22 protein-coding genes are annotated in these 22906 nt (G+C 67.6%); 11 read left to right on the forward strand and 11 right to left on the reverse strand.

The window, feature by feature from the left end:
• Window positions 1-55 precede the first annotated feature (55 nt).
• Window positions 56-928, reverse strand: coding sequence for an alpha/beta fold hydrolase (locus AC5Y5V_RS17965; protein WP_499937970.1), 873 nt, complete (start codon window positions 926-928; stop codon window positions 56-58).
• Window positions 929-1103: 175 nt separating this feature from the next.
• On the opposite strand from AC5Y5V_RS17965, the gene AC5Y5V_RS17970 reads away from it, so the two are divergent.
• A complete protein-coding gene (locus AC5Y5V_RS17970; protein WP_499937972.1) occupies window positions 1104-2807 on the forward strand; it encodes an MOSC domain-containing protein in 1704 nt (567 codons plus the stop codon).
• Window positions 2808-2810: 3 nt separating this feature from the next.
• Here the strand turns inward: AC5Y5V_RS17970 and AC5Y5V_RS17975 are convergent, their stop codons facing one another.
• Genes AC5Y5V_RS17975 through AC5Y5V_RS17985 form a run of 3 tightly spaced genes read right to left on the reverse strand, consistent with a single transcriptional unit; the run spans window position 2811 to window position 5428 of the window.
• Window positions 2811-3554 (reverse strand): SDR family NAD(P)-dependent oxidoreductase, encoded by a 744-nt coding sequence (locus AC5Y5V_RS17975; protein ID WP_499937974.1) that lies wholly within the window; start codon window positions 3552-3554, stop codon window positions 2811-2813.
• Window positions 3555-3614: 60 nt separating this feature from the next.
• The gene (locus AC5Y5V_RS17980; protein WP_499937976.1) at window positions 3615-4412 is read right to left on the reverse strand and encodes a family 1 encapsulin nanocompartment shell protein; all 798 of its coding nucleotides are present in this window, start codon (window positions 4410-4412) and stop codon (window positions 3615-3617) included.
• A complete protein-coding gene (locus tag AC5Y5V_RS17985) occupies window positions 4409-5428 on the reverse strand; it encodes a Dyp-type peroxidase (protein WP_499937978.1) in 1020 nt (339 codons plus the stop codon). The genes AC5Y5V_RS17980 and AC5Y5V_RS17985 overlap by 4 nt, the downstream gene beginning before the upstream one ends.
• A gap of 51 nt (window positions 5429-5479) precedes the next feature.
• On the opposite strand from AC5Y5V_RS17985, the gene AC5Y5V_RS17990 reads away from it, so the two are divergent.
• Window positions 5480-6736: a M18 family aminopeptidase gene (locus AC5Y5V_RS17990; RefSeq protein ID WP_499937980.1), complete on the forward strand. Its 1257-nt coding sequence runs from the start codon at window positions 5480-5482 to the stop codon at window positions 6734-6736.
• Between the two features lie 625 nt (window positions 6737-7361).
• Here AC5Y5V_RS17990 and AC5Y5V_RS17995 read toward each other — a convergent pair.
• On the reverse strand, window positions 7362-7703 hold the full coding sequence (locus AC5Y5V_RS17995; RefSeq protein ID WP_499937982.1) for a hypothetical protein: 342 nt from the start codon (window positions 7701-7703) through the stop codon (window positions 7362-7364).
• A 353-nt stretch (window positions 7704-8056) separates the two neighbouring features.
• The gene (locus AC5Y5V_RS18000; protein ID WP_499937984.1) at window positions 8057-8701 is read right to left on the reverse strand and encodes an acetyl-/succinyl-CoA transferase; all 645 of its coding nucleotides are present in this window, start codon (window positions 8699-8701) and stop codon (window positions 8057-8059) included.
• Window positions 8702-8760: 59 nt separating this feature from the next.
• Between AC5Y5V_RS18000 and AC5Y5V_RS18005 the strand changes: the two genes are divergently transcribed.
• Window positions 8761-9108, forward strand: coding sequence for a VOC family protein (locus AC5Y5V_RS18005; RefSeq protein WP_499937986.1), 348 nt, complete (start codon window positions 8761-8763; stop codon window positions 9106-9108).
• Window positions 9109-9139: 31 nt separating this feature from the next.
• Here the strand turns inward: AC5Y5V_RS18005 and AC5Y5V_RS18010 are convergent, their stop codons facing one another.
• Entirely contained in the window at window positions 9140-9451 is a 312-nt protein-coding gene (locus AC5Y5V_RS18010) for a DUF732 domain-containing protein (RefSeq protein WP_499937988.1), read from the reverse strand.
• A 240-nt stretch (window positions 9452-9691) separates the two neighbouring features.
• On the opposite strand from AC5Y5V_RS18010, the gene purL reads away from it, so the two are divergent.
• From purL to cpdA, 3 genes are all read left to right on the forward strand, one after another.
• Window positions 9692-11968, forward strand: coding sequence for a phosphoribosylformylglycinamidine synthase subunit PurL (gene purL, locus AC5Y5V_RS18015; protein ID WP_499937990.1), 2277 nt, complete (start codon window positions 9692-9694; stop codon window positions 11966-11968).
• Window positions 11956-12597: an Rv0804 family intramembrane glutamic endopeptidase gene (locus AC5Y5V_RS18020; RefSeq protein ID WP_499938079.1), complete on the forward strand. Its 642-nt coding sequence runs from the start codon at window positions 11956-11958 to the stop codon at window positions 12595-12597. Before purL ends, AC5Y5V_RS18020 begins: the two co-directional genes overlap by 13 nt.
• Before the next feature lie 75 nt (window positions 12598-12672).
• Entirely contained in the window at window positions 12673-13653 is a 981-nt protein-coding gene (gene cpdA / locus AC5Y5V_RS18025; protein WP_499937992.1) for a 3',5'-cyclic adenosine monophosphate phosphodiesterase CpdA, read from the forward strand.
• On the opposite strand, the gene AC5Y5V_RS18030 is transcribed toward cpdA, so the two are convergent.
• Both AC5Y5V_RS18030 and AC5Y5V_RS18035 read right to left on the reverse strand, forming a co-directional pair.
• On the reverse strand, window positions 13541-15136 hold the full coding sequence (locus AC5Y5V_RS18030) for a stealth family protein (protein WP_499937994.1): 1596 nt from the start codon (window positions 15134-15136) through the stop codon (window positions 13541-13543). The two genes, cpdA and AC5Y5V_RS18030, sit on opposite strands and share 113 nt — an antisense overlap.
• A gap of 194 nt (window positions 15137-15330) precedes the next feature.
• The gene (locus tag AC5Y5V_RS18035) at window positions 15331-16545 is read right to left on the reverse strand and encodes an MCE family protein (RefSeq protein WP_499937996.1); all 1215 of its coding nucleotides are present in this window, start codon (window positions 16543-16545) and stop codon (window positions 15331-15333) included.
• A gap of 19 nt (window positions 16546-16564) precedes the next feature.
• Between AC5Y5V_RS18035 and AC5Y5V_RS18040 the strand changes: the two genes are divergently transcribed.
• The 3 genes from AC5Y5V_RS18040 (at window position 16565) to purM (ending at window position 19797) form a co-directional block, all read left to right on the forward strand.
• On the forward strand, window positions 16565-16954 hold the full coding sequence (locus tag AC5Y5V_RS18040; protein WP_499937998.1) for a sterol carrier family protein: 390 nt from the start codon (window positions 16565-16567) through the stop codon (window positions 16952-16954).
• A 137-nt stretch (window positions 16955-17091) separates the two neighbouring features.
• The gene (gene purF / locus AC5Y5V_RS18045) at window positions 17092-18642 is read left to right on the forward strand and encodes an amidophosphoribosyltransferase (RefSeq protein WP_499938000.1); all 1551 of its coding nucleotides are present in this window, start codon (window positions 17092-17094) and stop codon (window positions 18640-18642) included.
• A 69-nt stretch (window positions 18643-18711) separates the two neighbouring features.
• A complete protein-coding gene (purM, locus tag AC5Y5V_RS18050) occupies window positions 18712-19797 on the forward strand; it encodes a phosphoribosylformylglycinamidine cyclo-ligase (RefSeq protein ID WP_499938002.1) in 1086 nt (361 codons plus the stop codon).
• A 161-nt stretch (window positions 19798-19958) separates the two neighbouring features.
• On the opposite strand, the gene AC5Y5V_RS18055 is transcribed toward purM, so the two are convergent.
• Complete coding sequence (locus AC5Y5V_RS18055) at window positions 19959-20144, reverse strand: DUF3073 domain-containing protein (RefSeq protein WP_499938004.1); 186 nt, start codon at window positions 20142-20144, stop codon at window positions 19959-19961.
• A 151-nt stretch (window positions 20145-20295) separates the two neighbouring features.
• Complete coding sequence (ygfZ, locus tag AC5Y5V_RS18060; protein ID WP_499938006.1) at window positions 20296-21375, reverse strand: CAF17-like 4Fe-4S cluster assembly/insertion protein YgfZ; 1080 nt, start codon at window positions 21373-21375, stop codon at window positions 20296-20298.
• A 67-nt stretch (window positions 21376-21442) separates the two neighbouring features.
• Between ygfZ and AC5Y5V_RS18065 the strand changes: the two genes are divergently transcribed.
• Both AC5Y5V_RS18065 and AC5Y5V_RS18070 read left to right on the forward strand, forming a co-directional pair.
• Window positions 21443-22321, forward strand: coding sequence for an aminodeoxychorismate lyase (locus AC5Y5V_RS18065; protein WP_499938008.1), 879 nt, complete (start codon window positions 21443-21445; stop codon window positions 22319-22321).
• Window positions 22321-22707, forward strand: coding sequence for a nitroreductase family deazaflavin-dependent oxidoreductase (locus tag AC5Y5V_RS18070; protein ID WP_499938010.1), 387 nt, complete (start codon window positions 22321-22323; stop codon window positions 22705-22707). The genes AC5Y5V_RS18065 and AC5Y5V_RS18070 overlap by 1 nt, the downstream gene beginning before the upstream one ends.
• Window positions 22708-22906: the final 199 nt, after the last annotated feature.

Raw genomic sequence — 22906 nt, forward strand, 5'->3', positions numbered from 1 at the left:
GGATATCCAGCCCACTCGAGCACGTCTCTTGCGGGCGGCCCGCCTCGGCGCACAGTCAGGCGGCCAGGTGTTCTTTGGCGAGGAAGCCGCGGATCAGCGCGGTCACGTCGTCCAGCGCCGACTCCAGCAGGAAATGTCCGCCGTCGAGGAGATGAATCTCGGCGTCGGGCAGGTCGTCGGCGAACGCCTGCGCTCCGGCCGGCCCGAATATCTCGTCACCGCGTCCCCAGACCGCCAGCAGCGGGACTCGGCTGGCGCGGAAGTAGTCGTGCAGACGCGGGTACAGCGGCGAATTCGTGGCGTAGTCGCGGAACAGCTTCAACTGCACGGCGTCATTGCCGGGGCGCGTCAGCAGCGCATAGTCGTGATACCAGGACTCGGGGTTCACCAGCGTCTCGTCGGTGACGCCGGTGAGGTATTGCCACCGGGTGGCGTCCAGGGTGAGAAACTGCCGGACCGCGGCCACGGTGTCGGTGGTCGGCTCATTTTGAAAGGCCCACACGGCTTTCCAGAAGCTCTCGACGAAGCCGGCGTCGTAGCCGTTGCCGTTCTGAGAGATGATCGCCGTGATCGCGGCCGGGTCGCGCAAGGCCAGCCGCCACCCGATGGGAGCGCCGTAGTCCTGTACGTAGAGCGCGTACCGGCCGATATTCAGGGCTCGCAGCAGGCCCGTGGTGAGGTCGGTCAGCGCGTCGAAGGTGTAGTCGAATTCCTCGACGGGCGGCGCATCGGAAAGGCCGAAGCCCAGATGGTCGGGTGCCACCAGGTGGTAGCGGTCGGCCAGTGCGGGAATCAGATTCCGGAACATGTACGAGCTGGTGGGAAATCCGTGCAGCAGGACCAGCGTGGGCGCATCCGGATCCCCGGCTTCACGGAAGAACAACCGGTGGTCGTCGATGGTGGCGTAGCGATGATGAACGGCCGGCATGGGGTCCTCCTCGCGCGATGATTTTCTGGGTTATGCAACCCAGTATGCACCAAACCCGGTTTCGCGCAACAGTCTCTGTGCGCGATGTTGACCCGTCCCCGCCCCGGGACCTATTCTGGGTCAATTGTCCCAATCGGGTGGCCGGGATGCGCGTCGGCGCCACAGGGAGGCGTGGATGGCCAGACTGGTGTCCGTCAATGTGGGCTTGCCCAAGAATGTGCAGTGGCGGGACAAGGTCGTCTACACGGGTATCTGGAAGACGCCGGTTGCGGGCCGGGTGATGGTGCGCCGCCTCAACATCGACGGTGACGGCCAGGGCGACCTCGGCGGCCATGGTGGTGAACAGCGTGCGGTGATGGTCTATCAGACAGGGTCCTACGACTTCTGGAAGTCCTATCTGAACCGCGACGACCTGGTGCCCGGCAGCTTCGGCGAGAACTTCACTGTCAGCGGGCTGGCCGATGGCGACGTGTGCATCGGTGACCGCTACCGGATCGGCGACGCCGAATTCGAAGTCACCCAGCCGAGGGTCACGTGCTTTCGCGTCGGTTTACGAATGAACGAGCCGGAGATGCCTAATCTGCTTGTCGCGCAGCATCGTCCAGGATTCTACTTCCGGGTCATCACGGAGGGATACGTCCGTGCCGGTGACGACATCGTGTGCACCCGTCGCGGCCGCCACCAACTCAGCGTTGCCGATGTCGATGCGCTGCTGTACCTGCCGAACCGTGACTTCGACCGGCTCCGCAGGATTGTCGATGTGCCCGCGCTCAGCCCGGGTTGGCGGCAGTCGTTCCGCGAGATGTTGACGACGCACGACGCTGCGCCGGCCGCCGCGCCGGTCGAAACAACACCGGGTTGGACTGGATTTCGCCCACTGCGGGTCAGCGCCATATCGCCGGAAAGCGCGCAGGTGATATCCCTCCGGCTGGAGGCCGACGACGGCGGGTCGCTGCCGTCGCCGCGACCAGGCCAGTACTTGACGCTGAGAGTTCGCGGTGCTGGCGAGCCGGTGCCGATGCGCAGCTACTCGCTCTCCGGTGCTGCCGGTCCGGGCTATCGCATCAGCGTCAAACGCGACGAGCACGGGCTGGTGAGCCGGTGGCTGCACGCCCACGTCCAGGTCGGCTCGGTGATCGAGGCCGCCGCCCCGCGCGGGGACTTCTGTCTTGTCGAGGGCGACAACCCAGTGGTCCTGATCTCCGCCGGAATCGGCGCCACCCCGGTGCTGGCGATGCTGCACGCGCTGCGCGAGTCCCACAGCGGTCGGGAAATCCGGTGGCTGCACACCACCCGCAATCGTGAAACCCAGGCATTTGCAAGCGAAGTCACGATGCTAATCGAGTCACTGCCGAATGCCCGGCAACAAGTGTTCTACACGCAGGACCACTCTCGTCTGGACCGGACGGCGATCGAGGAAATGGCGCTGCCCACCGATGCCGAAGCGTATCTCTGCGGCCCAACACAATTCATGACCGACATACGCGGGGCACTCACCGCGGTGGGACTCGACGTAGCGCACATTCACAGCGAATTGTTCGGCGCTCTCCCGTCGACCAACCCGGGCATCGTCGACGGAGCGCCGCGCACGTCCCCACACCCGCCGGCGGGTACCCCGGGGACCGGTCCGCCGATCACCTTCGCCCGCAGCGGTCTCACGGTGAACTGGTCGGCGCAGTACGGCAGCATCCTCGATCTGGCCGACGCCTGCGATGTCCCCACCCGGTTCTCGTGCCGAAGCGGCGTCTGCCACCTGTGCGTCACCGGCGTGGTGGCCGGAACCACGATCTACGTCCAGCCCCCGCTGGACCCGCCTGGCGCGGGTGAGGTGCTGATCTGTTCGGCCGCGCCGCAGAGCGACCTGGTGCTGGACCTCTGACCGCTAACCCGGCGAGACCGCGCGCTGGCCGCCGGTGGCGGGCAGCACGGCGCCGTTGATGTAACTGGCGTCCGGGGAGCTGAGGAAGACGACCGCGCTGGCGATTTCGCGCGGCTGCGCCGCACGCCCCAGAGCGGTGGTGGCGCCCAGGCCTTCGACCAGACCGGGGGTCAGGGCGGTGCCCGGGGTGTCCGTCGGGCCGGGCGCTACCGCGTTCACTCGCACGCCCGAGGCGCCGAACTCGTCGGCCCACACGCGGGTGAGTAACTCCAGCGCCGCCTTGGTGGCGCCGTAGATACCGCCCTGGCGTGCCGGTGTCGACGCCGCCAATGTGCTCAGGTTGACCACGGCACCGCGGCCTCGCGCGGCCATCCCCGGCACGAGTTCCTGGACCAGGATGTAGGGCGCGCGCAGGTTGGTGTTGATCTGATCGTCGAAGTCGGCGTCGGAGGTATCCGGTGTGTCGCCGAACCTGAAGATGCCCGCGTTGTTGATCAGGACGTCTATCGGTCCGGCGTCGGCCGCCAACCGCCGCACATCGTCTGCCTTGGTGAGATCGGCGGCAACGAAACGTGCCTTGCCGCCATTGGTCTCGATGTCTCGCACCGTCTCGGCACCACGCTCGGCGCTGCGGCCGTGTACCACGACCTCGGCGCCGACTGCTGCCAGCTGTGTCGCGATCTCGCGGCCGATCCCGGATGTCGCGCCGGTGACCAACGCGGTGGACCCGGTCAGTGTTGCTTTCATCTTCGGGTCAAGCGCAGACCCGCTGCCTTTATTCCTGCGGGGATTCCGCTACGCCCGAAATTACGGCGCGAGCGCGACCGAGGCCTCCGACGTGTAGCACAGGAACGTCAGGGTCTCCTGTAGGTAGAGCTGGACGGTGTCGGCGTCGTGGCTGGTGTATCCGATCGCCACATCGGTGCCCAATTGCAGGTCGAAGTCACCACCGCGAGTGGTCAGCACGAATGCCCCGTCGATGGCCGGTGCCCAGATGATTTCCCCGTCGACCAGCCGGTTCAGGTGTTCGCGGATCGGATAGCCGTGTTCGGTGGTCTCGCTGACCTTGGTGTAGACGTCGGCGGCCAGCAGCACCGAATAGGGCCCGTCCACGCCCGCCAGGCGCAGTTCGGTCAGGGCCTGCGAGACGGCGTCGGGCATGTCGCGCGGGTCCTCCGGCAGCTTCAGCGCCTTATTGGAGCTGGCCTGCCGGATACCTTCGATCGACGCCGGGGCGAATCCCTCGAAGATGCCCCGGTCCTCGACGAACGCCAGTTTCTTGGCCGCCACTTTGACCGGATCCCAGTCGGCGTCCTGTGCACCGCGCTCGACGCTGTCGATCTCGACCCGTGACAGTGTGAACGGAACTCGCAGCCGGACAAGGGGTTTGCTTGTGCGCAGCTGTACGACGACGCCGTCGGTCGGCGGTTCGAGGTCGATCAGCCGCCCCGTGCTGACCGCCGCGGTGACGGGCCCGCCCGGCTTGCTGACGTCGACCACGCGGCGCCCCGCGACGTGGCGTTTGAACGTCCGCGCGGCCTCCAATTCGATTTCCGCCCAAGCCGCTTCGGTGACCGGAGCCAGTTCGCGGTACAGGTTGTTCATTGCCGGGTTCCTTTCAGGCTGCCGATCGAGAGTGAGCCGTCCTCAGAATCGAAAGTGACTGCTGTTGGGGGACTGGGTGATTGGGGCAGGGGCGGTGGATCGTCGAGAAAGTCGACGGTGGGGGAGAAGAACAGTCCACCGGTCAGGGCGGTGGAGAAGTCCAGGATGCGGTCGGTGTTGCCGGGCGGATCGCCCAGGAACATGTTGCGCAGCATCTGTTCGGTGACCTGCGGCGTGCGCGAATAACCGATGTAGTACGTGCCGAACTCGCCGGCGCCGAGTTCGCCGAACGGCATGTTATGCCGCACGATCTTCAGCTCCGTGCCGTCGTCGTCCTCGATCACGTTGAGCGCGAGGTGCGAGTTGGCCGGCTTCACGTCGTCGTCCATTTCAATGTCTTCCAGCTTGCTGCGGCCGATCACCCGTTCCTGCTCGGTGACCGACAGCGACTCCCAGGACGACATGTCGTGTACGTACTTCTGCACGTGGACGTAGCATGATCCGGCAAAGTCGGGGTCCTCGTCGCCGATCGCGGTGGCACTGACCGCGATTGGGCCGTCGGGGTTCTCGGTGCCGTCGACGAAGCCCAACAGGTCGCGATTGTCGAAGTACCGGAAGCCATGCACCTCGTCGACAACGGTGACCGCCCCGGCCATCGCCTTGAGGATGCGCCCGGCCAACTCGAAGCACACATCCATGGTCTCCGCACGGATGTGCGCCAGCACGTCGCCGGGTGTCGACGGCGCGGTGTGTCGCGGTCCGACTAATTCGACGAACGGATGCAACTCCGCCGGGCGCGGGCCCGAGAACAGGCGGTCCCAGGCGTCGGAACCGATCGAAACGATCGCCGACAGGTGCTTCGTCGGGTCGCGGAAACCAATCGCGCGGACCAGTCCGGAGACGTCGGCCAGCGCGTCGTGCACTGCCTCTTCGCCGCCGTCATCGATCGTGAGCACCAGAAAAATCGCGGCAGGTGTCAACGGCGCGAGAATGGGTTGCGGCTGAACCGGAGGCACTCTGCCGACCCTATCGTGAACCCCGTCGTCCCCGACAGCCATGATGTTGGAATGTCGGCCAGCGCCGCAGGCCTCTGCGAGTTCATCGATGCGTCCCCGTCGCCGTTCCATGTCTGCGCGACGGCGGCCGCGCGGCTCGGCGAGGCCGGCTACACCGAACTCGGCGAGGCGGACCGGTGGCCGGAGCGGCCGGGCCGGTACTTCACCGTGCGCTCCGGCTCCCTGGTCGCGTGGAACAGCGCGCACCCCGAAGCCCCGTTTCGCATCGTCGGCGCGCACACCGACAGCCCCAACCTGCGCGTCAAGCAGCACCCGGACCGGCTGGTCGCCGGGTGGCGAGTGGTGGCGCTGCAGCCCTACGGCGGCGCGTGGCTGAACTCCTGGCTGGACCGTGACCTGGGCATTAGCGGGCGGTTGTCCATTCGGGACGGCGCCGGGGTTGGCTACCGGCTGGTGCGGATCGACGATCCGATCCTGCGGGTTCCCCAGCTGGCCATCCATCTGGCCGACGACCGCAAGTCGGTAACGCTGGACCCGCAACGCCACGTCAACGCGGTGTGGGGAGTGGATGCCGCACCGGGCTCGTTCGTCGATTACGTCGCTGAGCGCGCCGGGGTGGCGCCGGCCGACGTGCTGGCATTCGACCTGATGACGCACGATCTGACGCCGTCGCGGGTGGCCGGGGCCGACGCGAGCCTGCTCAGCGCGCCAAGGCTGGACAACCAGGCGAGTTGCTACGCGGGTATTGAGGCGCTACTCGCGGCCGACGGACGCGGCGCGCTGCCGGTGGTGGCGCTGTTCGATCACGAGGAGGTGGGCTCGTCGTCGGACCATGGCGCGCAGTCGGACCTCCTGGGCACGGTCCTGGAACGCATCGTGCTGGCCGCTGGCGGCACCCGGGAGGATTACCTGCGACGGCTACAGGTGTCGCTGCTGGCCTCGGCCGACATGGCGCACGCGACGCATCCCAACTACCCGGAGCGGCACGAGCCGAGCCATCTGATCGGGGTCAACGCCGGACCGGTGCTCAAGGTGCACCCGAACCTGCGGTATGCCACCGACGGCCGGACGGCCGCCGCGTTCGAGCTGGCCTGCCGGCAGGCCGGGGTCCCACTGCAGCGTTACGAGCACCGCGCCGACCTGCCCTGCGGGTCGACGATCGGCCCGCTCGCGTCGGCCCGGACGGGCATTCCCACCGTCGACGTCGGCGCCGCGCAACTGGCCATGCACTCCGCCCGCGAGGTGATGGGCGCGCACGACGTCGCCGCGTATTCGGCCGCGATGCAGGCGTTCCTGGGCCCGGAGTGACCGGAGCGAAGTGACCGCCGGGGTTGGTGCGGAGACGTTCGCATCGCACGCGCGCGAGCGGCCCCGAATGTGTGGCCTTACCCGACTTGCGTGCTTGGGAGCTTCGGCGCTTTCGCTCACGCGCGCGCCGCACGATCCCCCGGAGCGGCAGCCCCCCGAGGCAAACTCCAGCAACTAGGCGCCAGCGTGTCGTCGGCCTCGTGAAGGGTGTTCTGCTTACTGCGCGCGGATTGCCCCGGGGGTATCGGATGTGTCGTTCACGGCGTGCCCCAAAAAGCCTCGGGGCCCGGAACGGCCTGCGTCGCAGCCATCTCCGACCTGAGGACCACAACCGCAAGTAGCCGAAATTGCTGCCCGCGGACATCTAAGTTGATAAATCCGGCGCCGCATTTAGCTATTTGCAATCAAATGACTGCATTTGCAAGGGATTATTAATGTTCGTTGATTACGTTTATTGGTGTCTAAGCTATTAACGCGGTGAGCTGCTCGGCTCGCCCCGGCTGACTTGGTAAGGGTGGTAGTGGTGGCGGCGACGCCCGTTGTACGCAAGGCGCAAGGCTCGGAAACGGGACTGACCCGCAATCGGTGGCACCAAATTTTGGTTCGTGCAATGGCGTCAGGCGCGTCAATCGCGGTCGCCCTCACGGTCGGCGTCGCCACCGCGCACGCCACCACATACGTCGAGCGCGGCGGTGGCGGTGGTGGCGGCGGCGGTGGCGGACATGGCGGTGGCGGTGGCGGACACGGCGGCGGCGGTGGGCCTTTTGGTGGCGGGCCGGGCGGCGGTGGGCCTTTTGGTGGCGGCCCTGGTGGTGGCGGACCTATCGGTGGCGGCCCCGGTGTCGCCGGCGAGCACGGCGGGCCTGTCGGTGGCGGCCCCGGTGTCCCCGGCGAGCACGGCGGCCCGGGCGAGCACGGTGTCCCGGGCGAGCACGGTGGCCTCGAGGCTCCTGGCGGTGCCGGCCACGAGCCCCACCTGAAACCAGACCTGCAACCAGACCTGAAACCGCCGTATCCAACCCTTACGCCAGGCCCAATGCCCATCAATCCTTTCCCTTATTATCCAAGGCATTGCCCCGAAGAGAACCCATTTTGCTTCGGTGATAATTAGGTCGGCTGTAATTCCGACGGCTATGGCGTCACAACGACGCCATACCGGGTCGAATTGGTCGCGCGTGAAGTATCCATCGAGGGGCACGAATCCTCGCCTCCACCGACCTTGAAGGTCGCTGGCCGACAAGCATATGGGCGCGGCCACAGTCCCCGAATTTGCGGCCTCACCGCCCCCAAGCCACGCAAGGAGTGTTTGTCAGACGTGCCTTAGCCGTCGAGACCGAAAAGCGGCCGACACCGCTCGAACCCGTCCACCCGGACCTCCACGCCGCGCCGCCGTTCCCACTCCTCGCGCGTCAGCCGGAATCGCAGCACCTCCGCCACCGCACCCTCGCGCGCCAGTCGGTCCACACCGTTCTCCCGGTACCCGCTGCGGCGCGACACGGCGATCGACGCCATGTTGTCGACGAAGGACGCCGAGGTCGCGACTTCCGCGCCGAGTTCGAGAAATGCGAAATGCAGTATGGCAGCACGCATTTCGAGCCCATATCCCCGACCCTGGTATGCCGACCCGAGCCATGATCCGGAATCTACCTGGCGGGTGACCGGGAAGGCTTTGGCGAACACGTCCTGCACGCCCACCGCGACACCGTCGAGTACGACGGCGAACGGCAGCCGCCAATCGTCCCGGCTGAAGCCGGCCAGTTGTCGCCACAGGTGAGACAACGTATTGAAAGGCAACTCGTCGCGCGGCGCCATCGTCCATGTCCTCGGAAAGGGCTTCTGGTCCGGGTCGTGCACGCCGTCGAGAACGGTGTCGATCAGCTGATCGATCAGCTCCTCGGTGGGGAGCCGCAACTGCAGCCGCGGGGTCGTGATGCGCAGATCGAACAGCGGCCAGTGGCGAGACATGGTTGTATCCTCCCGCGCAGCCCTCGGATTGTGTCGGTGCGCTGACTTACGATGCGGTAATGGCGCTCAAAGTGCAGATGATCACATTCGACAGCACTGACCCCGCGAGGTTGGCCGACTGGTGGGCCGAGCAGTTCGATGGCAAGACCCAGGAGCTCATCCCCGGCGAATTCATCGCGGTGGTCCGCTCGGAAGGACCCCGCATCGGATTTCAGCAAGTGCCCGACCCGACGCCCGGAAAGAACCGGCTGCACTTCGACTTCGGCGCCGACGACGTCGAGGCCGAGGTGTCACGCCTGACGGCGGCCGGGGCGACCGAGGTCGGACGCCACAGCTTCGGCGAGAACTTCCGCTGGGTAGTGCTCGCCGACCCCGAGGGCAATCAGTTTTGCGTTGCCGGCAAGTAGCGCCACAGCGGCGCTGTCGAGTCAGACGACGTCAGGTGCAAAGGCTCGGGGCGTCGCACTGATTACCGGGGCAATAGACCGAGTGCGCGCTGTTGACCAGCGCCCCGACGTCTAACAAAGTGATGCCCCTGGCATTCATGTGAGAGTAAATGTCGTCGGCAATCTGTTGTGGCTGCCAACCCCACCTGAGGTCGTAGCAGACGAGGTGTGCCTCCCCGATGAGCGCATCTTCCGAGTTGGGCGGCCAGCCGATGCCGTATCTACCCAGTTGTGCGAGGAATGCGTCGTCGTCGGGATTGGCGGTCGCGATCGCAGCGCTACTGAATAGGGCCGCACCAGCCATGATGGGAATGCTAAGTCTGGCCAGCCAGCGGGCTGAGGGCATTCGATTCCCTGCCTTTCTCCAAATACTCGGCGATAGCGACACTGCCAGCATGTTGCGCGTCCAAAGCTGCGCAGATATTACGAAAGGCGAAAGTTTGGAAGGCGCCTTCTCAGGCCCAGCCAGACGCGGTCAGCCGAATCAACGCCTGCAACCTAGACTGTCTGGCGTGACGAGCGCGTGGCACTTAGGTGCACCGAGATGATTGACACCGTCGAGCACGCCGCGGCCACTCCGGACCAGCCCCAGCCGTTTCACGAGCTCGGTCTCAAAGACGACGAGTACCAGCGGATCCGCGAGATCCTGGGCCGTCGTCCCACCGACACCGAGCTGGCGATGTATTCGGTGATGTGGAGCGAACACTGCTCCTACAAGTCCTCGAAGGTGCACCTGCGCTACTTCGGCGAGACCACCAGCGACGAGATGCGCGCCGGCATGCTGGCCGGCATCGGCGAGAACGCCGGCGTCGTCGACATCGGCGACGGCTGGGCGGTGACGTTCAAGGTGGAGTCGCACAACCACCCGTCGTACGTCGAGCCCTACCAGGGCGCGGCCACCGGTGTCGGCGGCATCGTCCGCGACATCATGGCGATGGGCGCGCGCCCGGTCGCGGTGATGGACCAGCTCAGGTTCGGCGCCGCCGACGCGCCGGACACCCGGCGCGTCCTCGACGGTGTGGTCCGCGGCATCGGCGGCTACGGCAACTCCCTCGGCCTGCCCAACATCGGCGGTGAGACCGTCTTCGACGCCTGCTACGCGGGCAACCCCTTGGTCAACGCGATGTGTGTCGGCGTATTACGCCAGGAGGACCTGCATCTGGCGTTCGCCTCAGGCGCCGGCAACAAGATCATCCTGTTCGGCGCGCGCACCGGCCTGGACGGCATCGGCGGGGTCTCGGTGCTGGCGTCGGATACCTTCAGCGCTGATGGGGGGGCCGAGAACTCCCGCAAGAAGCTGCCGTCGGTGCAGGTCGGTGACCCGTTCATGGAGAAGGTGCTCATCGAGTGTTGCCTGGAGCTCTACGCGGGTGGTCTGGTAATCGGTATCCAGGATCTGGGTGGCGCCGGATTGTCCTGCGCCACATCGGAACTGGCGTCCGCGGGGGATGGCGGAATGGCCGTCGAACTCGACACCGTTCCGCTGCGGGCCAAGGAGATGACGCCCGCCGAGATTCTGTGCAGCGAGTCGCAGGAACGCATGTGCGCGGTGGTCGCGCCGGAGAACGTGGAGGCGTTCCTCGCGGTGTGCCGCAAGTGGGAGGTCCTTGCCACCGTGATCGGCGAGGTCACCGACGGCGACCGGCTGCGCATCACCTGGCGCGGCGAGACCGTCGTCGACGTCCCGCCGCGCACCGTTGCGCACGAGGGCCCGGTGTACCAGCGCCCGGTCGCCCGGCCGGACAGTCAGGACGCGCTGAACGCGGACTCCTCGAAGACCCTGCCCCGGCCGGCCACCGGCGCGGAGCTGCGCGCGACTTTGCTTGCGCTGCTGGGCAGTCCGCACCTGTGCAGCCGCGCGTTCATCACCGAGCAGTATGACCGCTACGTCCGCGGCAACACCGTGCTCGCCGAGCACGCCGACGGCGGGGTGCTGCGTGTGGACGAGTCCACCGGGCGCGGGATCGCGTTGTCGACTGACGCGTCGGGGCGCTATACGCTGCTGGATCCTTACGTCGGCGCGCAGCTCGCCCTGGCCGAGGCGTACCGCAACGTTGCCGTCACCGGCGCCACGCCGGTCGCGGTGACCAACTGCCTGAACTTCGGTTCCCCGGAGGACCCGGGCGTGATGTGGCAGTTCGCTGAGGCGGTGCGCGGGCTCGCCGATGGCTGTGCCGCCCTGGGCATTCCGGTGACCGGCGGTAACGTCAGCTTCTACAACCAGACCGGGTCGACGGCCATCCAGCCCACTCCGGTGGTCGGTGTGCTGGGCGTTATCGATGACGTGCATCGGCGCATCCCCACGGCGTTCGGCACCGAGCCGGGTGAATCGCTGCTGCTGCTGGGCGACACCCGCGACGAGTTCGACGGCTCCATCTGGGCGGAGGTGAGCGGCGGGCATCTGGGTGGCGTGCCGCCCGCCGTCGACCTGCGCCGCGAGAAGTTGCTGGCCGACGTGCTGAGTTCGGCGTCGCGTGACGGCCTGGTGTCCGCGGCGCACGACCTGTCCGAAGGCGGCCTGGCGCAGGCCATCGTGGAGTCGGCGCTGGCCGGCGAAACAGGTTGCCGCATCGTGCTTCCCGACGACGCCGATCCCTTCGTGCTGCTCTTCTCCGAGTCGGCGGGACGCGTACTGGTCGCCGTGCCCCGCACCGAGGAGAGCCGGTTCCGCTCGATGTGTGAGGCGCGCGGTCTGCCCGTCGTCCGCATCGGCGTCGTCGACGACGCCTCCGACGAACTGGAAGTGCAGGGCCTGTTCACCGTGCCCCTGGCGGAACTGCGCGCGACGTCCGAGGCGGTGCTGCCGCAATTTTTCGGTTAAGACTGCGCGCGCTGTCGTTAGCGACCGCGCTGGTCGGCTGGAGCTTTGTCAGCCCGCGGCTTCCGGCCGTATGGCGGGTGGCGCTGCAGGCCGGCGTGGGTGGGCTGCTGGTGCTGCTGACCCGCGCGCCGCTGGGCCTGACCCCGCCGCGGCTCTGGGCGGGCGTTCGGCTCGGGTCGGCGACGGGTGCGGTGGCCGCGACCACGATCGCGGCGACGACGGCGGTTCCGATGGTGCGGTTGTCGATGGCCGTGCGTGAACTGCCGGAGTCGACGCCGGGCTGGCTGGCGCTGCGGATTCCCGTCGGCACGGTCTGGGCCGAGGAAGCTGCATTCCGTGGCGCGCTGGCCAAGGCGGGTGCCGACGCCTTCGGCCCGAAAGTCGCAAGGGCGTTGCAGGCCATCACCTTTGGCCTGTCCCACATCGCGGACGCGCGCGCGACGGGTGAGCCGGCGGCGGCCACCGTCCTGGTCACCGGAATCGCGGGGTGGCTGTTCGGGTGGCTGGCCGACCGCTCCGGAAGCCTCGCCGCGCCGGCGCTGGTGCATTTGGCCATCAACGAGTCGGGGGCGTTGGCTGCCGTGGCCGTGCAGCGTCGGGTGCGCGAGCGTGGGGCCGCTCACAACTGAGCGAATCACACCGCCGCGTCGCTATACTTGTTGCGTTTATGTAAACCGTTCAGATCGAAGGGGATGGCACCTCAGGTGCACAGACTTAGGGCCGCGGAGCATCCGCGGCCGGATTACGTTCTCCTGCATATCAGCGATACACATCTGATCTCCGATGGCGCGCTTTACGGCGCCGTGGATGCCGACGACAGGCTCGGGGAGCTCTTCGACCAGCTGACCCACTCCCGGGTACGGCCCGACGCCATCGTTTTCACCGGCGATTTGGTCGACGCCGGCGAGCCCGCGGCATACCGGAAGCTCCGGGACCTGGTGGAGCCGTTCGCCGCCGAACTGGGGGCCGAACTCGTCTGGGTGATGGGGAATCACGACAACCGGGCCGAGCTGCGCCGGTTGCTGCTGGACGAAGCGCCGTCGATGGCGCCGCTCGACCACGTACGCATGATTGACGGGCTGCGCATCGTCACCCTGGACACCTCGGTCCCCGGGCATCACTACGGCGCAATCAGCGACGCCCAATTGGAGTGGCTTGCCGAAGCGTTGGCGGTGCCGGCGCCCGACGGCACCATTCTCGCGTTGCACCATCCGCCGATCCCGAGCGTGCTGGACCTGGCCGTCACCGTGGAACTGCGCGATCAGGCGCCGCTGGGCCGGGTGCTGAAAGGCACCGACGTGCGCGCCATTCTGGCCGGCCACCTGCACTACTCGACGAACGCCACGTTCGTCGGTATCCCGGTGTCGGTGGCGTCGTCAACCTGCTACACCCAGGACCTGACGGTTGCCGCCGGCGGAACGCGCGGCCGCGACGGCGCCCAGGGCTGCAACCTGGTGCACGTCTACCAGGACACCGTCGTGCACTCCGTGATTCCACTCGGCACCGGAAACACCGTGGGCACCTTCGTGTGTCCCGCGGAGGCCCGACGCAGGATCGCCGACGGCGGCTTGTTCATCGAGCCGTCTCAGCGGGATTCGCTATTCGCGCATCCGCCGATGGTGCTGACGCCGCCGCCAGCTTTTCCCACGGCGCGGGTATCGGGAAGTAGCGCTCCAGGAAACTGACCACCCGTTCGGCCCGCTCGGCCGCCGGGACCTCGGGAAAGCTGCTGTCGTTCAGGCAGAAGAAGTCGTATCGTCGTCGTTCTTCCAACTCGGGGAGCAGGGCCAGGCCCGCGTGCGTGGTGGTGTTCACGTAGCGGACTCTGGCCTTTTCCTGCTGCACCGCCCGCCCGGTCATCAGCGCGTAGTAGTGGTAGAACGAGTTGGTCACCGAGACGTCCGTGCCGGAACGGAACGCACTGGCCTGGGTGCGGGCGAAATCCTCAGGGAATTCCCGCTCCATCTCGCACAGCACGCTCTTGCGCAACGGCACCGCGGTGTGCTCGAGATGACGGGTGATGACCTGCCCGAAGCGCTGGAAAAGCAGTTGGCGATTCACGCGAGCCGCATTCTCGAATCCGCTTCGGGTGGGGTCGTTTTCGCCGAGCCCGATCCGGGTGTCGGCCTCGATGAACTTGGTCACCCCGCCCGGCGAGAAAAACATGCCGGGCCGCAGCGGCCGGCCGAAAAACATGTCGTCGTTGGAGTAGAGGAAGTGCTCGCTCAGGCCGGGGATGTGGTGCAGCTGGCTTTCCACCGCGTGCGAGTTGTAGGTAGGCAAGGCGGACTTGTCCGAAAAGTGCTCGTCTGCACGGACAATGGTGATCATGGGGTGCTCCGCCAGCCAGGGCGGCGGGGCCGAGTCGGTCGCGATGAAGATGCGACGGATCCACGGCGCGAACATGTTCACCGACCGCAATGCGTACTTCAGCTCGTCGATCTGGCGGATGCGCGCCTCTGCGGCGTCGCCCTCGCCAACCACGGCCCGCGCCATCTGTGCGGCGCGCCGCGCCCGGAACTCGGGATCGCTGCCGTCGACCCAGGAGAACACCAGATCGATGTCGAACGTCACGTCGCTGGCGTGCGGTGTGAACATGCCCTCGATGGTCGGCCACTTGTAGCCGTAGAGCTTCACCGCCGTGGGCGTTATCTCATTGCGGGGCAGCACCTTGCGGGTGAGTGAGTTGGCCACCGGACAATGGACCAGGTTCTCCTCGTACGTCCAGAACTGGAGTTCGATGCCGAACCTCGGACCGTAGCGGAACCCGCCGGGGGCTATCCGCCTGCGGTAGAGACGTACGATCCGCGGATCGAGCAACCGGGAAAGATGGCCGTCGGCCACGAGAACGGAAGAAATGCCGTGTTCGTCAACGGTTTTCGCGTATATCGGCTCGGTGGCACATGCGGCCACGAGCGCCTGCTCGACCGCGCGCCGTAGTTCGAGATCGACGGCGAGGATCGGTCGGTCCTTATGGCTGCGGATCAAAAGGTAGGGAATGCCGGCCCGGTTCAGGACTTTCCGTAGAAAGACCAGGTCCTCGATCTGCGCCTCGTGCGGGGTCAGGCCCGACTCCACGCGCGCCAGCTTCCCGCGCCGGGTGACGACGATGGGGTCGACGCAGCGCCGGTGGGACCGGGCGCTGTCGCGCGCGTCGAACGTGGCCATTGGTGAACACCGCCTTTCCTTCGAAGCCGGTAGTGGCGCGAACTGCCGATGGCGCGCGGGTGAAGCCGCGGCCAACGCCGGTCGTATATATGGTGCGGTCACCCGACACTTGTTGCAAGCCAGGCGATTTGGAGCATCATAAGAAATTTGACGGCAACCTCGCGGTTACACCGGCGTCACACGTGAGCTCGCTCTTACGGGTTGATGGTGTAGTCGCCCAACTGCCTGCCCCACACGTAGTCGAGGACCAACGGTGATCCCAACTCCAGATGGTTGTACGGGGCAATGCTGTAGCCGGCGTCCATCACCAGCATCGGCGCCGGCCACAGCTCGCGGGTGATCTCCTGCCAGCACCCGGGGCGCCCTCCGGGTCCGCCCCGTGCGTTGATGCGGGGTAGGTTCTCCGGCCACAGGTACGGGGCGGGCGCCCCCGCGATCGCGCCCGATGAGAGTCCGCCCAGCGAGAAGCCGTCGGGCGCGAGATCCTTGGCGATCTTGGGTGCGACGTGATGGTAATTGCGGATGGTGCAATAGATCTCGGGGCTGTACTCGTCGAGCAGCGTGGCGGTCGGAACCAGGTCGGTGAAGCCGCGCGCGAAGTAGGGTCCGGCGCGGCCGAACACGTCGGCGGCCGTGGCGCCGAAGCCGGCGGCGGCCAGCAGCGCCGCGTCCAGGTCGTTCTCCTGCCGGTGCAGGGTGCGCGCCGTCGTCACCCCGTGGTCGAGCCCACTCCACAGGTCCGGAACGGCCTGGGCGTAAACGTCCCCCAACGCCGCCAACTGCGCAATGTCGCGGCGGGCCTGCGGCATCTGCGGGTTGAGGTCGTCGAGGATGGCGTTGCCTTCGACCAGCGAGGCGCCGAACTTGTCGCCCAACCCGGTCAGCGCCTGGGCGGCCGCGCTCAGCGTCAGGTTCAGCTTGACCGGGTCGATCTTCTCGCTGATCGAAACCACCGTCTGGAAAAGCGTATTGAACTCGGTCGTCACCGACGTCGCGGTGAGCTCGGTGGACGGCGTGAGGGGTGCGGGCGCGGGCGACGGCGGCGACGCGAGCGCCACGTACTTGTTGCCGAACACCGTCGTGGCCTTGATGCTGGCCGTGACGTTGGCGGGAATCTGCGGGAGATAAGCCGGATTGACGTCCAGCGTCACGCGGGCGGCGGGTCTACCGTCGCGCGTGATCTCCGAAATGTCCGAGACCCGGCCGATCTCCACGCCGTTGTAGGTGACCTTCGAACCGCGATCCATCACCAAACCCGAGCGCGGGGCCACCAGCGTCAACTTCGTCCTGGGTGTGAAAGCTCCGCGGAACTGGGCGTACAGCGCCGCAAAGACGAGGGCCAGGACCAGCAGCGACACCACGCCGGTGGTCTTGTACGGTGGCCGCGTACCCAAACGTGGGCGCCCCATGATTCACAGACCCTAGGCTATGGCTGCCCGAGAGAGCACCGATCCGGCAAAGACTCGTGAGGCCGTGCTGGCCGTCGCGGGCTGGCTGCGCGACGACACCGCACCCGAGCCCGATCGTGTCGCGCTGGGCAGCGCGGTTCGGCTCACCGCGCGCACCCTCGCGGCGGTGGCCCCGGGAGCCAGCGTCGAAGTGCGAGTCCCGCCGTTCGTCGCGGTGCAGTGCGTCTCCGGCCCCAGGCACACGCGGGGAACGCCTCCCAACGTCGTGGAGACCGATCCGCGAACGTGGCTATTGGTGGTCACGGGACTGCTGGGACTCAACGAGGCGAAGGCCAGTGGCGCGCTGCGCCTGTCGGGACTGCGGGCGGGTGAAATTGAGCACTGGTTGCCCCTGTTCGATGTGGGCTGAATATAACCCTGAACTGCAGGTTTAGCCTTAACAGGCGGATTTTTCGTTGCCCAACACGCGTGCCTGATTCGGCAGCGGACGCCTCGGGGCCGTAGACTCCGAGACGTCACTATCCGCGCCCAGGGAGCCGCCAAATCGTGACCGCCGCGCAATCCGAGCAAGACTTCAGTTCACCCCGTGAAGAGTGCGGCGTATTCGGGGTCTGGGCCCCGGGTGAAGACGTCGCCAAACTCACCTATTACGGCCTGTACGCGCTGCAGCACCGCGGCCAGGAGGCGGCGGGCATCGCCGTCGCCGACGGATCCCAGGTGCTGGTCTTCAAAGACCTCGGCCTGGTCAGCCAGGTGTTCGACGAGCAGACGCTCGCGGCGATGCACGGCCATGTCGCCATCGGTCACTGCCGCTACTCCACCACGGGCGACACGACCTGGGAGAACGCCCAGCCCGTATTCCGCAACACCGCGGCCGGAACCGGAGTCGCGCTGGGGCACAACGGGAACCTGGTGAACACCGCCGAACTGGCCGCCCGCGCCCGCGACGCGGGGCTGATCTCGCGGCGTGCCCCTGCGCCGGCCACCACCGACTCGGACATCCTGGGCGCGCTGCTGGCCCACGGGTCTGCCGACTCCACGCTGGAACAGGCCGCCCTGGAGCTGCTGCCCACCGTGCGCGGCGCCTTCTGCCTGACCTTCATGGACGAAAACACGCTGTACGCGTGCCGGGACCCGCACGGGGTGCGCCCGCTGTCGCTGGGACGGCTGGATCGCGGCTGGGTGGTGGCCTCCGAAACGGCGGCGCTCGACATCGTCGGCGCCTCGTTCGTCCGCGACATCGAGCCGGGCGAGCTCCTGGCGATCGACGCCGACGGCGTGCGGTCCACGCGCTTCGCCAACCCCACGCCCAAGGGCTGCATCTTCGAATACGTCTATCTCGCCCGCCCCGACAGCACCCTGGCCGGCCGGTCGGTGCACGCCGCGCGGCTGGACATCGGCCGCCGCCTGGCCCGCGAACGCCCGGTCGACGCCGACCTGGTGATCGGCGTCCCGGAATCGGGCACCCCCGCCGCGGTGGGATACGCGCAGGAGTCCGGCATCCCCTACGGCCAGGGCCTGATGAAGAACGCCTACGTCGGCCGCACGTTCATCCAGCCGTCCCAGACCATCCGCCAGCTCGGCATCCGGCTGAAGCTCAACCCGCTGCGCGAGGTGATCCGGGGCAAGCGGCTCATCGTCGTCGACGACTCGATCGTGCGTGGCAACACCCAGCGTGCGCTGGTCCGGATGCTGCGCGAGGCCGGCGCCGTCGAGGTACACGTGCGGATTGCGTCCCCGCCGGTGAAATGGCCCTGCTTCTACGGCATCGACTTCCCGTCGCCGGCCGAGCTGATCGCCAACGCCGTGGAGGACGAGGCGGAGATGCTCGAGGCGGTACGGCATGCGATCAACGCCGACACGCTGGGCTACATCTCGCTCCGGGGCCTGATCGCCGCCACCGAGCAGCCCGCCTCGCGGCTGTGCTGCGCCTGCTTCGATGGCACCTACCCGATCGAGCTGCCGAAAGAGACCGCGTTGGGTAAGAATGTCATCGAGCACATGCTCTCCAACGCCGCACGCGGGGCCGGGCTGGACAACCTGGCACCCGACCGGGCTCCCGACCTGGCGCCCGGTGAAGTCCCGGTCACACACTGACCAAATCGCCCTCGACGCTGAAAGTGGTTTGATACCGGCGGTGCCAGCCGCCCGGTAGCCTTTATCGCGATGACGGATACCGCAAAAAGCTCCGGCCGAGGCCCGAGCATCACCTACGCGGCCGCAGGGGTGGATATCGAAGCCGGCGATCGCGCCGTCGAGTTGTTCAAGCCGCTGGCCGGAAAGGCCACCCGACCCGAGGTGCGCGGCGGGTTGGGGGGATTCGCGGGGCTGTTCGCCCTGCGCGGCGACTACCGCGAACCGATCCTGGCCGCGTCGACCGACGGTGTCGGCACCAAGCTCGCCGTCGCGCAGGCGATGGACAAGCACGACACCGTCGGCCTGGACTTGGTCGCGATGGTGGTCGACGACCTGGTGGTCTGCGGTGCCGAACCGCTTTTCCTGCAGGACTACATCGCCGTCGGCCGGGCCGTGCCGGAACGGCTGAGCGCGATCGTAGGGGGCATCGCCGAGGGCTGCGTGCGCGCGGGTTGCGCGCTGCTGGGCGGTGAGACGGCCGAACACCCCGGGCTGATGGAACCCGACCACTACGACATCTCGGCGACCGGGGTGGGTGTGGTGGAGGCCGACGACGTCCTGGGCCCGGACCGCGTCCGGCCCGGTGACGTCATCATCGCGCTGGGCTCGTCCGGCCTGCACTCCAACGGCTACTCGCTGGCCCGCGCTGTGCTGCTGGAGATCGACCGCATGAACCTGGCCGGTTACGTGGAGGAATTCGGTCGCACGCTGGGTGAAGAACTGCTGGAGCCCACCCGCATCTATGCCAAAGACTGCCTGGCGCTGGCCGCCGAAACGCATGTGCGCACCTTCTGCCACGTCACCGGCGGCGGCCTCGCCGGCAACCTCGAGCGCGTCATCCCACACGGGCTGGTCGCCGAGGTTGACCGGGGTACGTGGACGCCGGCGCCGGTGTTCGTCATGATCGCCCAGCGTGGCCGGGTCACCCGCGAGGAGATGGAAAAGACTTTCAACATGGGCGTCGGGATGATTGCCGTCGTCGCGCCCGAGGACACCGACCGCGCCCTGGCCATCCTGACCGCCCGGCACCTGGACTGCTGGGTGCTGGGAACCGTCGGCAAGGGCGGAAAAGAAGCCCCGCGCGCGAAGCTCGTCGGGCTGCACCCGCGCTTCTAGCGTCCGGCCGCCGAAACTGCCGCGAGGGCGAGCGATCCGGCGAATCTGTAGCCCTGGCGGCAGGTTCGGTGCCGTCAGCGCAGGCTCGAAACCGGCCGGAACCTACCCGGAACTAACACAGTGCCGATGCGCGTGCATCGGCACTGGTGAGGTCGGAAGGGCTAACGACGCCAGTCGGGCTCGTCGTCCCACGCGTCGTCTGGACCATCCCCGTCCAGATCGTTGGACTCGTCGGCACCCGTTCCTGACAGCTCGCGCTGGAGCCGCTGGAAGTCGGTCTGCGGGGAGCTGTACTTAAGTTCTCGAGCAACCTTGGTCTGCTTTGCCTTAGCCCGGCCGCGGCCCATGGGGGAACCCCCTCGCGCAATAACGGAGCGGCCTAACGAGTAGGCGGCTCCGATCTCTTGGTGTCATATTGTCCTGCCGACAGTTTACCGTGCCTTGCGGTAGGACGTCGGTGACCCCTGTTCGCCGTGGGGCGAACATTCCCCTCCATCATCACCCACCACCCCGCAACCGCTCAACAGCCAAACGGCCCGCGCCTACCTCATCGGCGGGGGGCAGGGAGTCGGCGTCGATCGACGCGGTGACGCGGGCGTCCGGCCCGGTGGTCAGTTCGGTGTCGCCGGGCAGGGCGCGCTTGACGAGCGCCAGCGCCACCGGCCCCAGGTCGACGTGCTCGACCACGGTGCCCAGGCGCCCGACGGCGCGACCGCCGGCCAGCACCGGGTCAGCCGTCGAGGGCCGATCCACCGAGCCGTCCAGGTGCAGTAACACCAGCATCCGAGGCGGTTTGCCCAGGTTATGCACCCGCGCGACGGTCTCCTGTCCCCGGTAGCAGCCCTTGTCCAGGTGCACGGCCGCGCCGATCCACCCCACCTCGTGGGGAATGGTGCGCTCGTCGGTGTCGAGTCCCAGGCGCGGACGCAGGCCCGCCACCCGCAGCGCCTCGTAGGCCCAGACCCCGGCCGGTTGCACGCCCGCCTGTGCCAGCCGCTGCTTCCAATCGGCGGCCTGTTCGCGCGGCACCAGCAGATCCAGCTCGAGCTGCGCGACCGGAACGCCGGGGGCGCGGCGCACGAAACCGCCGCCCGGCAGCGCCACCGCCTCGGAAGGCAGCGCGTCGAGGCCCAGCGTGTCGAGCACGGCCGCGTCGGCGAGTCGCGGTCCCAGCAACGACAGCACCGCCAGGTCCGCGGTGTCCACGGTGACGTCGGACCAGAACACCATCTTGCGCAGGTACGCGAGCAGCGGCTCGCCGCGCCACGGTTCGGTGTCCAGGTAGGTGGTGCCGTCGAGCTCGGTCTGAATCCAGTGGTCCTCGACACGGCCCTGGCCGTCCAGGCTGAGGTTCTGCGTGCTGGCGCCGTTGGGGAGTTCGCTGACGTGTTGGGTGGAGATGCTGTGCAGCCAGGTCTGGCGGTCGGCGCCGGTCAGCGTGAGCACCGCGCGGTGCGAACGGTCCACCAGCACGGCGCCGGTTTCGGCCGCCCGCTGCTCGCCGAGCGGGTTGCCGTAGTGCCAGATCGCGCCGGCGTCGGGGCCTTCATCGGGGGCGGGGACTGGGTCGCCGGTCATAGGTCAACTCTACGGAGCCCCGCCCGTCGAACGGCGCTCGCGGCGCTCGCCGTTAGGCTTCTGGTCCATGGCCGCGCCGACGGGGGTTGTTGTCACGCTGGAGGGCGAAATAGTGGCGCCCGGAACCCCGCTGCTGCACGCCGACGACCTGGCGGCCGTGCGCGGCGACGGTGTGTTCGAGACCCTGCTGGTGCGCGACGGCCGGGCCTGCCTGGTCGAACCGCACCTGCAGCGACTGACCCAATCCGCCAGGTTGATGGACCTGCCCGAACCCGACCTGCCGCGGTGGCGCAGCGCCATCCAGACAGCGACGCAGCGGTGGGTCGCGGACACCGGCGACGAGGGTGCGCTGCGGCTGATCTACACCCGCGGCCGGGAGAGCGGCTCGCCGCCGACGGCCTACGTGATGGTCAACGCCGTGCCCGACCGGGTGGCCACGGTCCGGCGCGACGGGCTCGCCGCGGTGATGCTGGACCGCGGGCTGCCGGCCGTCGGCGCCGACGCGATGCCGTGGCTGCTGGCCGGCGCGAAAACCCTGTCCTACGCCGTCAACATGGCCGCGCTGCGGCACGCCGCACGCCAGGGGGCCGGTGACGTGATCTTCGTCAGCTCCGACGGCTACATCCTGGAAGGCCCGCGCTCGACGGTCGTCATCGCCACCGGCAGCGGCGACGATCTGTGCCTGCTGACGCCGCCGCCGTGGTACCCGATCCTGCGCGGGACGACGCAGCAGGCGCTGTTCGAGGTGGCCCGCAACAAGGGCTATGACTGCGACTACCGCGCGCTGAAGGTCGCTGACCTCCTTGGCGCCCAAGGGATTTGGCTGATATCGAGCATGACACTGGCCGCCCGGGTGCACACCCTCGACGGCCGGCGATTGCTCCGTTCGCCGATCGCCGCGGAATTCGCCGGGCTGGTCGATGCCGCGATCGTGAGCGACCGCTGATGCCGGCCGGACGAAAAGTCGCACGCTTCAACAAGCAGGTGACGAATAGGACGATCGGGCTGGTAGCGCCATGGATGCCCGGCTTGGGTGTCGTCGTGCACAAGGGCCGAAAGTCCGGACGGGAGTTCCGCACGCCGGTGAACGTGTTCCGCCGCGACGGCGGATTCGTGTTCGCCCTGACGTACGGGAGCGGCTCCGACTGGGTCAAGAATGTCTTGGCGGCGGGCCACTTCGACGTCATCACCCGGCGGCACACCTATCGACTCGTCGAGCCGACGTTGTTCGTCGACGAGCAGCGGTCGCAGATGCCGGCTCCGGTCCGCTTCATCCTCGCGCGGTTGCGGGTCACCGAGTTCATTTCGGCCCGCATCGAGCCTTCGCCATGAGATAAATCGCTACCGGCCCGTCCCACTCGGTGGTAGCTTCGGCCGTACACAAGGAAGGAGGTGGTCCGCGAATTGTTAGCTTCATGGACATGTGAGGTGGCTGCGCGCTAGCAGCTTGGCTCGGAGGAACTAGCCGCCAACGCGCGCTGGCGAATTCCCCGCAGTCACCCGGCCCCCGAGCTTCCGGTCTTGTCCGCCA

The organism is Mycobacterium sp. NGS68, assembly GCF_059812195.1.

Coding starts and splice junctions, on each gene's coding strand:
- AC5Y5V_RS18065 (WP_499938008.1), top strand. CDS start 21,443: ATGGCCGCGCCGACGGGGGTTGTTGTCACGCTGGAGGGCGAAATAGTG.
- AC5Y5V_RS18030 (WP_499937994.1), bottom strand. CDS start 15,136: ATGGCCACGTTCGACGCGCGCGACAGCGCCCGGTCCCACCGGCGCTGC.
- AC5Y5V_RS18040 (WP_499937998.1), top strand. CDS start 16,565: ATGGCTGCCCGAGAGAGCACCGATCCGGCAAAGACTCGTGAGGCCGTG.
- AC5Y5V_RS18035 (WP_499937996.1), bottom strand. CDS start 16,545: ATGGGGCGCCCACGTTTGGGTACGCGGCCACCGTACAAGACCACCGGC.
- AC5Y5V_RS18005 (WP_499937986.1), top strand. CDS start 8,761: ATGGCGCTCAAAGTGCAGATGATCACATTCGACAGCACTGACCCCGCG.
- AC5Y5V_RS17970 (WP_499937972.1), top strand. CDS start 1,104: ATGGCCAGACTGGTGTCCGTCAATGTGGGCTTGCCCAAGAATGTGCAG.
- ygfZ (WP_499938006.1), bottom strand. CDS start 21,375: ATGACCGGCGACCCAGTCCCCGCCCCCGATGAAGGCCCCGACGCCGGC.
- AC5Y5V_RS18055 (WP_499938004.1), bottom strand. CDS start 20,144: ATGGGCCGCGGCCGGGCTAAGGCAAAGCAGACCAAGGTTGCTCGAGAA.
- AC5Y5V_RS17975 (WP_499937974.1), bottom strand. CDS start 3,554: ATGAAAGCAACACTGACCGGGTCCACCGCGTTGGTCACCGGCGCGACA.
- AC5Y5V_RS17965 (WP_499937970.1), bottom strand. CDS start 928: ATGCCGGCCGTTCATCATCGCTACGCCACCATCGACGACCACCGGTTG.
- AC5Y5V_RS17980 (WP_499937976.1), bottom strand. CDS start 4,412: ATGAACAACCTGTACCGCGAACTGGCTCCGGTCACCGAAGCGGCTTGG.
- purM (WP_499938002.1), top strand. CDS start 18,712: ATGACGGATACCGCAAAAAGCTCCGGCCGAGGCCCGAGCATCACCTAC.
- purL (WP_499937990.1), top strand. CDS start 9,692: ATGATTGACACCGTCGAGCACGCCGCGGCCACTCCGGACCAGCCCCAG.
- AC5Y5V_RS18070 (WP_499938010.1), top strand. CDS start 22,321: ATGCCGGCCGGACGAAAAGTCGCACGCTTCAACAAGCAGGTGACGAAT.
- AC5Y5V_RS18000 (WP_499937984.1), bottom strand. CDS start 8,701: ATGTCTCGCCACTGGCCGCTGTTCGATCTGCGCATCACGACCCCGCGG.
- AC5Y5V_RS17990 (WP_499937980.1), top strand. CDS start 5,480: ATGTCGGCCAGCGCCGCAGGCCTCTGCGAGTTCATCGATGCGTCCCCG.
- AC5Y5V_RS18010 (WP_499937988.1), bottom strand. CDS start 9,451: ATGGCTGGTGCGGCCCTATTCAGTAGCGCTGCGATCGCGACCGCCAAT.